14 protein-coding genes are annotated in these 12,773 nt (G+C 72.7%); 5 read left to right on the top strand and 9 right to left on the bottom strand.

The genetic code is table 11. From position 1 onward, the window contains the following. Nucleotides 1-15: 15 nt before the first annotated feature. Nucleotides 16-576 carry a redox-sensitive transcriptional activator SoxR gene (gene soxR, locus PYS65_RS28920; protein ID WP_279336878.1) on the bottom strand — a complete coding sequence of 187 codons (561 nt, stop codon included), beginning with the start codon at nucleotides 574-576 and terminating at the stop codon, nucleotides 16-18. A 132-nt stretch (nucleotides 577-708) separates the two neighbouring features. On the opposite strand from soxR, the gene PYS65_RS28915 reads away from it, so the two are divergent. Then, a complete protein-coding gene (locus PYS65_RS28915) occupies nucleotides 709-1,170 on the top strand; it encodes a MaoC family dehydratase (RefSeq protein ID WP_279336877.1) in 462 nt (153 codons plus the stop codon). Here PYS65_RS28915 and PYS65_RS28910 read toward each other — a convergent pair. From PYS65_RS28910 to PYS65_RS28900, 3 genes are all read right to left on the bottom strand, one after another. Continuing rightward, nucleotides 1,161-1,805 (bottom strand): TetR/AcrR family transcriptional regulator, encoded by a 645-nt coding sequence (locus tag PYS65_RS28910; protein WP_279336876.1) that lies wholly within the window; start codon nucleotides 1,803-1,805, stop codon nucleotides 1,161-1,163. The two genes, PYS65_RS28915 and PYS65_RS28910, sit on opposite strands and share 10 nt — an antisense overlap. A gap of 96 nt (nucleotides 1,806-1,901) precedes the next feature. Beyond that, nucleotides 1,902-2,189 carry a YiaA/YiaB family inner membrane protein gene (locus tag PYS65_RS28905; RefSeq protein WP_279336875.1) on the bottom strand — a complete coding sequence of 96 codons (288 nt, stop codon included), beginning with the start codon at nucleotides 2,187-2,189 and terminating at the stop codon, nucleotides 1,902-1,904. A 59-nt stretch (nucleotides 2,190-2,248) separates the two neighbouring features. Then, nucleotides 2,249-3,400, bottom strand: a complete 1,152-nt coding sequence (locus tag PYS65_RS28900) for an acyl-CoA dehydrogenase family protein (RefSeq protein ID WP_279336874.1) — start codon at nucleotides 3,398-3,400, stop codon at nucleotides 2,249-2,251. A 60-nt stretch (nucleotides 3,401-3,460) separates the two neighbouring features. Here PYS65_RS28900 and PYS65_RS28895 point away from each other — a divergent pair, with 60 nt between their 5' ends. Further along, entirely contained in the window at nucleotides 3,461-4,099 is a 639-nt protein-coding gene (locus PYS65_RS28895; protein ID WP_279336873.1) for a TetR/AcrR family transcriptional regulator, read from the top strand. A gap of 150 nt (nucleotides 4,100-4,249) precedes the next feature. On the opposite strand, the gene PYS65_RS28890 is transcribed toward PYS65_RS28895, so the two are convergent. Together PYS65_RS28890 and PYS65_RS28885 are read right to left on the bottom strand one after the other, a co-directional pair. Then, nucleotides 4,250-5,344 carry a Zn-dependent alcohol dehydrogenase gene (locus tag PYS65_RS28890; RefSeq protein ID WP_279336872.1) on the bottom strand — a complete coding sequence of 365 codons (1,095 nt, stop codon included), beginning with the start codon at nucleotides 5,342-5,344 and terminating at the stop codon, nucleotides 4,250-4,252. 15 nt (nucleotides 5,345-5,359) lie between these two features. After that, a complete protein-coding gene (locus tag PYS65_RS28885) occupies nucleotides 5,360-6,748 on the bottom strand; it encodes an aldehyde dehydrogenase family protein (RefSeq protein WP_279336871.1) in 1,389 nt (462 codons plus the stop codon). Nucleotides 6,749-7,168: 420 nt separating this feature from the next. Here PYS65_RS28885 and hmgA point away from each other — a divergent pair, with 420 nt between their 5' ends. The 3 genes from hmgA to PYS65_RS28870 are packed head-to-tail and all read left to right on the top strand — an operon-like array spanning nucleotide 7,169 to nucleotide 10,590. Further along, nucleotides 7,169-8,521 carry a homogentisate 1,2-dioxygenase gene (hmgA, locus tag PYS65_RS28880; protein ID WP_279336870.1) on the top strand — a complete coding sequence of 451 codons (1,353 nt, stop codon included), beginning with the start codon at nucleotides 7,169-7,171 and terminating at the stop codon, nucleotides 8,519-8,521. 28 nt (nucleotides 8,522-8,549) lie between these two features. Further along, the gene (locus PYS65_RS28875; RefSeq protein ID WP_279336869.1) at nucleotides 8,550-9,299 is read left to right on the top strand and encodes a GntR family transcriptional regulator; all 750 of its coding nucleotides are present in this window, start codon (nucleotides 8,550-8,552) and stop codon (nucleotides 9,297-9,299) included. 25 nt (nucleotides 9,300-9,324) lie between these two features. After that, nucleotides 9,325-10,590: a type ISP restriction/modification enzyme gene (locus PYS65_RS28870; RefSeq protein WP_279336868.1), complete on the top strand. Its 1,266-nt coding sequence runs from the start codon at nucleotides 9,325-9,327 to the stop codon at nucleotides 10,588-10,590. Between the two features lie 197 nt (nucleotides 10,591-10,787). On the opposite strand, the gene PYS65_RS28865 is transcribed toward PYS65_RS28870, so the two are convergent. From PYS65_RS28865 to PYS65_RS28855, 3 genes are all read right to left on the bottom strand, one after another. Further along, nucleotides 10,788-11,051 carry a hypothetical protein gene (locus PYS65_RS28865; RefSeq protein WP_279336867.1) on the bottom strand — a complete coding sequence of 88 codons (264 nt, stop codon included), beginning with the start codon at nucleotides 11,049-11,051 and terminating at the stop codon, nucleotides 10,788-10,790. Between the two features lie 122 nt (nucleotides 11,052-11,173). Continuing rightward, on the bottom strand, nucleotides 11,174-12,010 hold the full coding sequence (locus tag PYS65_RS28860; RefSeq protein WP_279336866.1) for an anti-sigma factor: 837 nt from the start codon (nucleotides 12,008-12,010) through the stop codon (nucleotides 11,174-11,176). Then, on the bottom strand, nucleotides 12,007-12,552 hold the full coding sequence (locus PYS65_RS28855) for a sigma-70 family RNA polymerase sigma factor (RefSeq protein ID WP_279338111.1): 546 nt from the start codon (nucleotides 12,550-12,552) through the stop codon (nucleotides 12,007-12,009). Before PYS65_RS28855 ends, PYS65_RS28860 begins: the two co-directional genes overlap by 4 nt. Between the last annotated feature and the right edge of the window lie 221 nt (nucleotides 12,553-12,773).

The following is a 12,773-nucleotide window of genomic DNA, read 5'->3' as shown; positions in this document are numbered from 1 at the left end:
GCCGCGCCCCCACTGTCACCCGGATCCCCGCCCGGACGGGCCCCCGCCCGCCTGGTCGCCCGATCGCCCACCGACTGTGCTCTCGGTGCACTCGGGTTTCTTGGGCTTCTCGGGTTTCTCGGGTGCCCCAGGCAGCAGTCGGGAGCCCGTCAGGCGTCCGCCGAAGACGTCGTCCGGGTTGGACAGGACGCAGGTGTCCAGCGAGAGGCAGCCGCAGCCGATGCAGTCGGTGAGGTGATCGCGCAGCCGGTTGAGCTGCTTGATGCGCTCGTCCAGTTCGGCGCGCCAGGCCTCGGAGAGATGCGCCCAGTCGTCCCGGGTGGGAGTACGTTCCTGGGGGAGCTCGGCGAGCGCCCCGCGGATCGTCGCGAGCGGGATGCCGACGCGCTGGGCGGCCCGGATGAACGCCACCCGGCGGAGGGTGTCACGGCTGTAGCGGCGCTGGTTGCCCGTGGTGCGGCGGCTGCCGATCAGGCCCTTCGACTCGTAGAAGTGCAGGGCCGACACGGCGGCGCCGCTGCGCGCGGAGAGCTGGCCGACCGTGAGCTCGTGGATCTTCTCCGGAATCTGGGGCACCCCTCGAAGCCTACCCGTCCCGCACGGCCCGGGTCCGTTGACAAGGGCCGCACGGCCGACCATGCTAAGCAGTCGCTTAGGCAGACGTGCGCGGGTGGGTGCGTGCGATCACGTGACGCGAAAGGCCGGGACATGGCAGAGCCGAGGATCTTCACCTCCGTCGACGACCTGAAGGCGGCGGTGGGCGAGCAACTGGGGTACACGGACTGGCTGGAGGTCGACCAGAAGCGGATCGACCTGTTCGCCGAGGCCACCGGTGACCACCAGTGGATCCATGTCGATCCGGAGAAGGCGGCGGCCGGGCCGTTCGGCACGACCATCGCGCACGGCTATCTGACGCTGTCGCTGCTGCCGCTGTTCGGCCCGCAGCTGCTCTCCGTCGAGGGCGTGAAGATGGGCGTCAACTACGGCACGAACAAGGTGCGTTTCCCCGCGCCCGTCCCCGTCGGGTCGCGGGTGCGTGCCACCGCGAAGGTCACCGCCGTCGACGAGGTGGCGGGCGGCGTCCAGGTGACCACGGCCTTCACGCTGGAGCGCGAGGGCGGCGAGAAGCCGGTGTGCGTGGCCGAGTCGGTGGCCCGGTACTACCTCTGAACGGTGCCCGTCCGGTCGGCGCCGACCATCCGCAGCACGAGGTCGGCGTAGAGGGCGCCGACCTCCTCGGGGGTCCGGTCGCCGTCGATGGTGAACCAGCGCGCCACGTCGACGCAGAGGGAGAGCACGGCGCGGGTGGTGCCCCGCACGTCGGGGACGTCGAACTCGCCCGTGCGCACGCCCTCCTCGATGATCCCGCGCACCTCGGCGTCGACCTGCCGGCGCAGGGTGGTGATCTCGGCGCGGGCGTCGGGACCGAGCGAGTCGAGTTCGTACTGCACGACCCGCGCGGTGGTGCGCCCGCCGGCGTGCCAGCGGACGAAGGAGCTCACCGCCTCGGCGAGCCGTTCGGCCGGGCCGCCCTCGGCACGGGCCGCGGTGCGCAGGATGTCCACGGCCTTCTCGTGGCCGATCCTGCTGATGCGGTGGAGCAGCTCTTCCTTGGTCTTGTAGTGGATGTAGAGCGCGGCCGGGCTCATGCCGGCGCGGCCCGCGATGTCGCGGGTCGTCGTGGCGTGGTAGCCGCGTTCCGCGAACGCCTCCACGGCGGCGAGCAGCAGCCGTCGCGCCGCGTCGGGTGTGACCTCGCCCCACGGCTGCGCCTCACCGCCGGCCGTGTCCTGCGCCGCACTCATCGCTCACCTCATTCGCCGACAGGGGTAACACCATACCGGCAAGGGTGAGCGGGCGCTTAGGGCCGGTCTGCCCGAAGGGCCCCGGCACGCCCCGTGTCAGAGCTTCTGCAGCGGGTCGTGTTCGGCGAGGAGCTTCTCCAGCCGGGCCTGGTCGACGCGGTTCACGATCTGCCCGGCCTCCTGGCGGTCACGGATGACCTTGGCCAGGGTGAAGGCGGAGGTGACGAGGTACATGACCGCGATGCCCAGGAAGGCGCGGACCCAGACATCGGTCTCGAGGTTGAGGATGCCGACCGCGGTGGCTCCCATGGCCACTCCGAAGGACGCCACGGCCTGACCGTAGAAGGCGGCCGTGCTCTGCTGCTTGACCGGTGTGTCGCTCATGGGGACAAGGATCGGCGGATGCGTCCGCGGCCACATCCGCTCGGATACTCAGGTGGTACTCAGAACGCCGAGACCCCGGTCAGGGCGCGTCCGATGACCAGTTTCTGGATCTGGCTGGTGCCCTCGTAGAGGGTCATGACGCGGGCGTCGCGCAGCAGCTTGCCCGCCGGGTACTCGTCGATGTAGCCGTAACCGCCGTGGACCTGGAGGGCGTTGTTCGCGGCGCGGACGGCCGCCTCCGAGGCGAAGAGCTTGGCCTTGGAGGACTCCACGGCGAACGGCCGTCCGCGGTCGACCAGGTCCGCGACCCGCCAGGTCAGCAGCCGGGCGGCGTCGACGTCCACGGCGATGTCGCTGAGCAGCTCCTGGACGAGTTGGTGGTGGGCGATGGTCTTCCCGAACTGCTCGCGCTCGCCCGCGTACCGCACGGCCGCGTCGAGCGCGGCCTGGGCTATGCCGACACAGCCCGCCGCGACCGACATGCGCCCCTTGGCGAGGGCGGACATGGCGACCGGGAAACCCTTGCCCTCGGGGCCCAGCATCGCGGACGCGGGCACGCGCACGTCCTCCAGCACCAGCTCGGCGGTGGCCTGACCGCGCAGACCGAGCTTGCCGTGCAGGGCGCGACGCGTCAGGCCGGGGGTGTCGGCGGGAACGAGGAACGCGGACATCCCCTGGTGGCCGGGGGCGTCGGTGGAACGGGCGAAGAGCAGGACCACGTCGGCCCAGGTTCCGTTGGTGATGAACATCTTGGTGCCGTTGATGACGTAGTCCTCGCCGTCGCGCACCGCACGGGTGGAGAGGTTCCCGGCGTCCGAACCCGTGCCCGGCTCGGTGAGGCCGAAGCAGCCGACGTACGCGCCCGAGGTGAGCCCGGGAAGCCAGGTCCGCTTCTGCTCCTCGTCGCCCCAGGCCGCGACCGTCTTGGCCACCAGCCCCAGGGACACGGAGACGATCCCGCGCACGGAGGAGTCGCCGCGGCCCAGCTCCTCGGTGACCAGGCAGTACGCGAGGTGGTCGCCGCCGCAGCCCCCGTACCGCTCGTCGATCGTCAGCCCGAGGAACCCGACCTCGCCGAGCTTCCTCACGATGCCGCGGTCGACCTCCTCGGCCCGGTCCCAGGCCGTGGCGTGGGGGACGACCTCCCGCTCCACGAAGTCCTGGGCGAGCCGGCGGACGGCACGGTGCTCCTCGCTGAGCTCCAGGTTCATGACGGCCACCCCAATTGATTAGCACTGCTAGTTTTCTGTTGCAGCCCTACTATGTGCGCCATGGCCCGACCGCGCAAGCCCCTGCTCAGCCCCGACCGGATCGTCGAGACGGCCCGTGCGCTCGTGGACGCGGAGGGCCTCGCGGCCGTCTCCACACGGCGGCTCGCCGCACGGCTGGGGGTCAGCGGACCCTCGCTCTACAACCACTTCCGCACCAAGGACGAGATCCTCGAGGCGGTGGCCGACTCGGTGAGCGCACTGGTCGACCTGTCGATGTTCGAGGACGGCCGGGACTGGCGGACCGCGCTGCACGACTGGGCCGTCTCCTACCGCGCCGCACTGCGCGCCCACCCCAACATCGTGCCGGTCATGGCGCGCGGCCCCGGCCGCCGCCCGGCCGGCCTGCGGCTCGCCGACGCGGCCTACGGCGCGATGGTCGAGGCCGGCTGGCCGCCGGCGCAGGCCACGTCCATCGGCGCGCTGATGCGGTACTTCATCATGGGATCGGCGCTCGGCTCCTTCGCCGGCGGCTTCGTGGACGACGCCGGCGCCTACGATCCCGCCGACTACCCCCACCTCGGGCAGGCCCATCTGCTCGCCGAGAAACAGGAGAAGATCGACGAGCGGGCCTTCGAGACGGGACTGACGGCGCTGCTGGACGGTCTGGCCCAGCAGTACGAGCGGGTGCGGGATTCCTAGAGCTCCGCACGCATCCGCATACATCCGCACATATCCGCGCGCAAGGGGAGCCCGGCTCGCGACGCCCGGCACGCACTCCCCCGAACGCCGCGAGCAGGGAGACCCCCGTGACACCGCTGGCGCCGCGAGCCGATCGGACTCCCCCCGTGTTCAGGGCTCCTGGAAGACCACCAGGGCTCGTCCGCCCTTGCCCGCCGACATGGTGTCGAAGGCCGCCGGGATGCCGTCCAGGGTGATCCGTTCCGTCACCAGGGCTCCCAGGTCGAAACGGCCCGCCCGGATGTGTCCGGCGAGGACGGGGAGGTCCCGGGCGGGGTCGGAGTTGCCGTAGACGCAGCCGGACAGGGTTCTGCCCCAGTGGAAGATCTCCAGGGCGTTGAAGGTGACCTGCTGGTCCTTGCCTCCGATGCCGACGACCGCGGTGCGGCCGCCGCGCCGGGTGGAGTCCCAGGCGGTGCGGATGGTGGTGGCGCGGCCGACGCATTCGACGGCCGCGTCCACGCCCTGCTTCCCGGTGAGGGCGCGGATCTCGCGGGCCGTGGTGTCCGAGGCGACGAGGTAGTGGGTCGCCCCGGCGGAGCGCGCCAGTTCCTCCTTGGCCGGGGAGACGTCGACCGCGACGATCGTCGTCGCGCCGGCGATCCGGGCCGACTGGAGGGCGGCGAGGCCCACTCCCCCGGCACCGAACACCGCGACCGACTCGCCCGGCCGGACCCTCGCGCAGTGGTGGACGGCGCCGTAGCCGGTGAGCACGGCGCACCCCAGCAGGGCGGCGTCGGTGAGCGGGACGCCGTCCGGGGCGGGCAGGACGCAGGACGCGGGCACCACCGTCTCCTCGGCGAAGGCGGCGACGTTCAGGCCGGGGTGCAGCGGGGTGCCGTCGTCGGCGCGGTGGGCGTGCACCCGGGCGGCACCGCTCAGGGCGTCGGCGCACAGCCACACCTCGCCGCGTGCGCAGGCGGGGCAGGCGCCGCAGGAGGGCGCCCAGTTGAGGACGACGCCGTCGCCGGGGGCGACATGGGTGACGCCCTCGCCGACGGAGACGACCGTGCCGGCGCCCTCGTGGCCGAGCACGGCCGGGACCGGGAGGCGCATGGTGCCGTTGGTCAGGGACAGGTCGGAGTGGCAGACACCGGCGGCGGCGAGCCGGACCCGGACCTGACCGGGGCCGGGCTCGGGCAGGTCGATCCCCGTGGTCTCCAACGGGGCGTCGACGGCGGACAGTACGGCGGCGCGGACGGACATGTCGGCTGGACTCCCCTAGAACTGGAGGGACTTGGTCTGGAGGTACTCGGTCAGGCCGTGCACGCCGAGTTCGCGTCCCACGCCCGACTGCTTGTAACCGCCGAACGGCGCGAGGGGGTTGAAGCGGCCACCGTTGATGTCGACCTGACCGGTCTCCATGCGGCGGGCGAACGCCGCCGCCTCGGCCTCGTCGCCGGCCCAGACCGCGCCGGCGAGTCCGTAGACGGTGCCGTTGGCGATGCGCAGGGCGTCCTCCTCGTCCTCGTAGCGCAGGACGGACAGGACGGGCCCGAAGATCTCCTCCTGGGCGATCGTCATGTCCGGGGTGACGTCGGCGAAGACGGTGGGGCTGACGAAGCACCCCTTCTCGCGCGGGGCGTCGGGGCCTCCGGCGACCAGGCGCGCGCCCTCGGCGACGCCCTTCTCGATGTAGCCGCGCACGCGTTCCTGCTGCGCGGCGTTGACGAGGGGGCCGATGCGGTCGCCGTACTTCGCGGCGGCGGCCGCGGCGAGCTCGACGGCCTCGTCGTACTGGTCGCGGTGGACCAGCATGCGGGTCCAGGCGCTGCACGTCTGGCCGGAGTTGGACATCACGTTGGCGACCCCGACGTTGACCGCCCGGGCCAGATCGGCGCCGGGGAGGATCACGTTGGCGGACTTGCCGCCCAGTTCGAGGGCGACCTTCTTGACCGCGCCCGCGGCGACGGCGCCGATCCGGCGGCCGACGGCGGTGGAGCCGGTGAAGGAGACCAGGTCGACGCCCGGGTGTTCGGCGAGGGCCTGGCCGGCCACCGGGCCGAGGCCGGTGACCAGGTTGAACACGCCGGCCGGAACCCCCGCCTCGTGCACCGCCTCCGCGAAGAGCCGGGCGACCAGCGGGGTGTCCTCGGCGGGCTTGACCACGATCGTGCAGCCGGCGGCGAGCGCCGGGGCGGCCTTCGCGACGATCTGGTGGAGGGGGTAGTTCCAGGGGGTGATCGCACCGACCACACCGACCGGTTCGTGCAGGACGGTCGAGTTGCCCGTCCTCTCCTCGAAGGGGTACGTCGCCGCCAGTTCGGCGTACGAGCCCGCCACCGCCACGGGCACGCCCGCGTGCACGGTCTGCGAGAGCTTCAGGGGCGCGCCGAGTTCGGCCGTCACCGTCCGGGCGATCTCCTCCTGCCGGGCCACCAGCACGTCACGGAGGGCGGCGAGGCGGGCGGCGCGCTCGGCGGGCGGCGTCGCGGCCCAGGCCGGCAGGGCGGCACGGGCGGCCCGTACGGCGGCGTCCACGTCCTCGGCGGTGCCCGCGGGGACGGTGGCGATCACCTGCCCGTCAGCCGGGTTCACGACCTCGATCACGTCCGGGCCGGCTGCGGGGCGCCAGGCGCCGTCGATGTACATGCCGTCGTATGCCTTCATCGTGCTTCCTCCGGGGCAGGGGTCGACGTCCGCCACATAAACTAGCGATGCTAATTTCCTGGCGCCAGAGGGACCGTGTCACTCGTTCGGGCAGAGCTGCCGCTCCGGGGCGGAGCCGCCGCGGTCACCGAGCCCGACCTTCGCCGTGCCGGCCGGGACGCGGAGACCACGGGAACGGGCGGACCCGACGCCACGACGACCCGCGGCATCGCGATGCGCGGGGACCGGCCGACCGGCGAGGCACGGACTCCCGGATTCCCCCTGGAGTCGGGTTCTCCCGTCGTCCGCCAAGGGGTGAGCGCGTGCCCCTGGAGCGGGCGCGGCCGCGACACGAGGGGCGGGATCGTGCCGCCCCCTTGCGCCGGGGAAACCGCAATCCTACGGTGCTGCATAGGAATCACACGCAAGGGAGCAGTGAAGATGAGCGATGGGGGCACCGCCCGCGCGAGCGCATTCGAGCGCGGGGGAGCGCGCAAGGCCGCCGAGGGACTCGACCACCTCTCCGGTTTCGGCAACGAGCACAGCTCCGAGGCGCTCCCGGGCGCCCTGCCCGAGGGACGCAACTCGCCTCAGCGCGCGCCGCTCGGGCTGTACGCGGAGCAGCTGAGCGGTACGGCGTTCACCGAGCCGCGGGCCGAGAACCGCCGCTCCTGGCTGTACCGGATCCGCCCGTCGGCCGCGCACCCGGCGTTCACCCGCACGGGCAACGGCGCACTCCGCAGCGCGCCCTTCACCCAGACCGTGCCCGACCCCAACCGCCTGCGCTGGGACCCGCTGCCCGCACCGGCGGAGGGCACCGACTTCCTGGCCGGTCTGTGGACGCTGGGCGGCAACGGCGACGTCACCCGGCGCACCGGAGTGGCGGTGCACCTCTACCACGCGACCGCCTCGATGGAGCGGGTGTTCAGCGACGCCGACGGTGAGCTGCTGATCGTCCCGGAGCGGGGCGGGCTGCTGCTGCGCACGGAGTTCGGGCTGCTGCAGGTGGAGCCGGGACACATCGCGCTGATCCCTCGCGGGGTGCGCTTCCGCGTGGAGCTGCTGGACTCCTCGGCCCGCGGTTATGTGTGCGAGAACTACGGGGCGCCGTTCCGGCTCCCCGACCTCGGTCCGATCGGCGCCAACGGGCTGGCCAACGCCCGGGACTTCCGTGCCCCGGTCGCCGCGTACGAGGACGTCGAGGGGCCGGTGGAGGTGGTGAACAAGTTCTGCGGCAACCTGTGGTCGGCCACCTATGACCACTCCCCGCTGGATGTCGTCGCCTGGCACGGCAACCATGTGCCGTACGCCTACGACCTGCGCCGTTTCAATGTGATGGGCACCCTCTCCTACGACCACCCGGATCCGTCGATCTTCACGGTGCTGACCTCGCCGAGCGACACCCCGGGGCTGGCCGGGGTGGATTTCGTGGTCTTCGCCCCGCGCTGGCTGGTGGGCGAGGACACCTTCCGGCCGCCGTACTTCCACCGGAACGTGATGAGCGAGTACATGGGCCTGATCGAGGGCGCGTACGACGCGAAGGCGGAGGGCTTCGTCCCCGGTGGGGGCTCGCTGCACAACATGATGTCGGCGCACGGCCCGGACCGGGAGACCTTCGAGCGGGCGAGCTCCGCCGAGCTGCGCCCGCAGAAGATCGACGACGGCCTGGCCTTCATGTTCGAGACCCGCTGGCCGCTGTCCCTGACCCCCCAGGCGGCCCGGGCGGAGCACCTGCAGCAGGGTTACGACGACGTGTGGCGGGGCCTCGAGCGTCACTTCCGCCCGTTGCACTGAACGTTCCCCGACCGGTACGGATAACCTCGTGACCTCCTTCGCTCCGGACTCGATCGTCCTGAACCGCAAGTTGCCGCTCTGGTACCAGGTGTCGCAGTCGCTGCGCGCCTCGATCCTCGGCCGCTCGCCCCGGGACCCGCTGCGCCTGCCCACCGAGGAACAGCTGGCCGGGCACTACGGGGTGAGCGTGCTGACCATGCGGCAGGCGCTGAAGGAACTGGAGGACGAGGGGCTGATCACCCGCCACCGCCGGCGCGGCACGTTCATCGAGCCGGATGCCCGGCGGGGCGCCCCGGTGCGCCTGCTGGGCTCGGTGGACGCGATCGTGGCCCAGCAGTCCGGGATGACGACCGAACTGCTGGAGCACGGTCCGGCGCCGGTGCCGGCCGAACTCGCCGAGCACTTCCCGGACCTGTCCGAGGCGGCGGCGTACCACCGACTGCGCGGCGACGAGCAGACGGGCGAGCCGACCAACCACGCCCGCAACTACGTCCGGCCCGAACTGGCCGCCCGGATCGACCTGGACGACCTGGTGCGCTGGCCGATGACCAAGGTGCTGCGGGACGCCGTCGGGGCGGACATCAGCCGCATCACGGACACGGTGGAGGCCCGGCTCGCGGACCCGGAGACGGCCCGGCTGCTCCGGGTCCCGCTGCTCAGCCCGATCCTGCACTACACGGGCGTCACCTACGACACCGACGGCCGGGTCCTGGACGTGGCCGTCATCAACTACCGGGGGGACCGCTTCTCCTTCACGGTGACCCTGGAAGCCACCTGATCCGGTCGGCCCTTCAGGCCGTACGATGCCCAGCGTGACGCACGACGACGCTCCGCTGCTGGCGGACCTCATGCCGTGGTCCGTCGCACCGCCGCGACTCGGCCGGGGGTGGCCGGCGGCCCCCGACCCGGGGGCGCTGAAAGCCCGTTGGAACGCCCTGCTGAAGGCCGTGGGGCCCGACCGGGAAGCCCTGTTCCAGCCGACGCGTTCACGGACGGCGCACACGGCGGTCGGGCAACTGCCGGGCCGGTCGGGCGGCACGGAGAAGCTGGCGCGCGCCTCGGGCCCGTGCCCCGAACCGGTCCGCGTGCTGTGCTCCCCCTTCGACGAGCAGTGGCTGATCCCCGACCAGCGGCTGATCGACGCGGCCCGCCCCGAACTGTGGCGGGTGACCGACGAGCGGCAGATCTTCGTCGTCGAGGCCACCACGGAACGGAGCGACCGCCCGCGGGGGGAACGCGCGCCGAGCGACCGCCCGCCGGGGGGACGCGCCGGGAGCGGTGGGGCCGGCGCCGACGACCCCGCCGGTCCGCTGCTGCTCGCCACGTCCCTGCTGCCGGTGCTGCGCCCCGGCCGGGTCCGCCCGCTGTACCGCCGGCCCGAAGGCACGGAACCGAACCTGGCCCCGGCCCTGACCGAGCACCTCGCGGCACGGCTCGGCCGAAAGGTCCCGGCCGTCGACGTGCTGGCCTGGACGATGACCGTGGTGCGCAACGGGCCCGGTGGGCTCACGGTGCCGCTCACCGGGGACGCCGAGGTGTGGGCCACGGGCGTGGAGGTGGGTCACCGACTGCTGTGGCTGATGCGGCGCGACGGGGAGCGCCCCCGGCTCCCGGGCGGACGCCGCCCCTACGTCCGGGCCCCGCTCCCCTCCCGACCGCTGACCGTGCGCTACGAACCCGACGAGGAGGCCCTGTTCCTCGGCGAGGGCCGCATCTCGCCGGTGCCGCCGGCGGTCTGGGAGTTCGAGGTGGCCGGGGTCCGGGTGCTGGAGCGGTGGTGCGCGGCCCGCACCGACGGGGCCGAGCCGGGCACTCTGGACGCGATCCGTCCGGCCGTCTGGCCGCAGACCTGGACCTCGGAGCTCCTGGAGCTGATCACGATCCTCGCGCTCATGGCCGAACTGCGCCCGCGTCAGGTCGCGTCGAGGGTCCGTTCGGCGGCCGACCCGATCACGTCGGCGGAACTGCGCCGGGCCGGCGTGCTCCCGGCGCCGAGATCCGCGTACCGGCCCGCCTCGGTGCTGGACGCCCGCGAGGAGGGGCCGGAAGGCCAGCTCGCCCTGCTCTGACGCGCCGGACGGCGGCGTGCCGCCCGGACGGCGGCCGAGACGGATGCGCCGGGGGACGACACCGCGGAACCGTGGGCCGGGGAAGGTGTGTGGAAGGGGGGCGACGTGCCGGGTGTCGGGGTGTGCGTCGCGTGCCGTGGGGTGACAGGGACGCGCGTGGTACCGCGCCAGGACGGTGGGCCCGTCCGGGCGCGGGTCTAACGGCTGCCGAACAGGGAGCGACGCAGCCGACGCAGCGGGGCGAAGAGCGAGACACGGCTCGTCCGTGCCCGCGCGCCTCTGGCTCCGTGGTCGCGTGCGGTCAGCTCACGCATCAGCGACGTCGCCTCGGCCGTCTCCCGCTGCGGGACGGCGGGTCCCGCCAGCACCGAGAGGTGGCGGTCCAAGCGCGTACTGGTCGCGCTGCTTCCACAGGTGATCGCAGGGACCCTGGCCCTGCTGTGCACCGTTATCCGTTCCATGTCACTCCCCACCCGTACGAGTCCACCCCGGGCAGGGTAACCCTATCGCCCCGTACGGGCACTCGTGTATCGCGCTCTCAGGATTCACCTTCCCCGTAAGGAGGTTGACGAACACTCGACGATTACTCTCCGAATCCGACCGCTTTCAGGGCGAGTTGGACGACAGGCCGGGTGGTGGGCTGCGGTGATCCGCCGTCAGGCTCGACGGTCACGGCGAGTGATGTCGCGGATCTGTCGAGGTCGGAGGCGACCAGGGGCGTGTCGGCCTCGAAGAGCCCCAGGGAGCGCGGTGCGGCGCCCGGGCGCATCAGCCACAGCTGGCGCACACGTCCGTTCGGCGGGTTGCCGTATCCGCCGAGGGTGACGACCGCGCCCCCCGCCGATACGGAAGCGATCACTCCGATCGTGCCGCCCGCCGCACCCCGGCCGCTGCTCGCGCGGGCGTCCGGGGCCGCGAGAACGTGTGCGATCTCACGTGAACGGTCCCGTTCGGCGTTCAGTTCGTCCTGGGTCCGGCCCGCCTGGACGGCGAACAGCGAGGCGACCACGAGGGCCGCGGCGGCGGTGACCGTCGCGAAGGGGACGAACAGCGGCATCCGGCGCCGTTCCCGGACCCGCGGCACGGGCTCGGCACCCCATACGTGGGGTGGCAGTTGCGGGGCCTGCACGCCGTTCCGTCCCGGGGACCCGGGCACGGCTTCGGGTGCGGGGTCCTGCGGGGTGGTCCGTACAGCGGCCAGTACCCGGTCGCGCAGGGCGGGCGGTGCCGGGGCGGCGGTGGACCAGGCCAGGCGGACGGCGTCCTCGGCCAGGACGCGCACCTCGGCGGCGCAGCGGCGGCAGGTGCTCAGGTGCCTCTCGAAGCGGACGCGCTCGGTGGGTTCCAGCGCGTCGAGCGCGTAGGGGGCGGCCAGGGAGTGGAGGTCTTCTCGGCGCAACAACCGGTCCAGGAGGCTCATGCGGCACTTCCCAGGCAGTCGCGCAGTCGGGTGAGGCCGTCGCGCATCCGTGTCTTGACCGTGCCCAGCGGCAGGGAGAGCCGTTCGGCCACCTCACGGTAGGTGTAGCCGTCGTAGTAGGCGAGGGTGACCGACTGTCGTTGCAGGGCGGTGAGGCGGTCCAGGCAGCGGCGCACCCACTCGCGTTCCAGACCGGCCTCGACCTCCTCGGCGACCTGGTCGAAAGCGGGCCCGCTGCCGTGCCGGGCGGCTTCACGACGTTCGCGCTCACCGGCCGCGCGGGCGCTGCGCACCCGGTCGACGGCCCGGCGGTGGGCGAGCGTGAGGACCCAGGACAGTGCGCTGCCCCGCCCGGGGTCGAACCGGGCGGCGGAGCGCCAGAGTTCGAGCAGCACCTCCTGCGCGACCTCCTCCGACTGGGCGGGATCACGCACCACCCGGTGCACGAGCCCGTACACCGGTCCGGACACCAGCCCGTACAGCGTCTCGAATGCCTTCTGGTCGCCGCCCGCCACCCGCACCAGAAGCTCGTCCGCCTCCAACGCGCACCCCCTCTCCCAGCCCCGCGGGGGCCACCTGGTCACCGAGGCGTTCACCATGATCATGCCTCCGGATGGGATTACGGATCAGCGGCCCGAAAACGCGGGTCGAACAGCGGAAAATAATACGGACGTTCCACCCCGTCCCGAGTTTCGACCAATCCGGCCGGGACTCCGCTCCGAATCCCGGTGCGTCAGGCAAGTTGACACTGAGGACGGACGGC

This window comes from Streptomyces cathayae (assembly GCF_029760955.1).
GTDB lineage: Bacteria > Actinomycetota > Actinomycetes > Streptomycetales > Streptomycetaceae > Streptomyces > Streptomyces cathayae.
The sequence above is the reverse complement of the archived record's forward strand: the minus strand, read 5'-3'. Positions and strand labels throughout refer to the sequence as shown.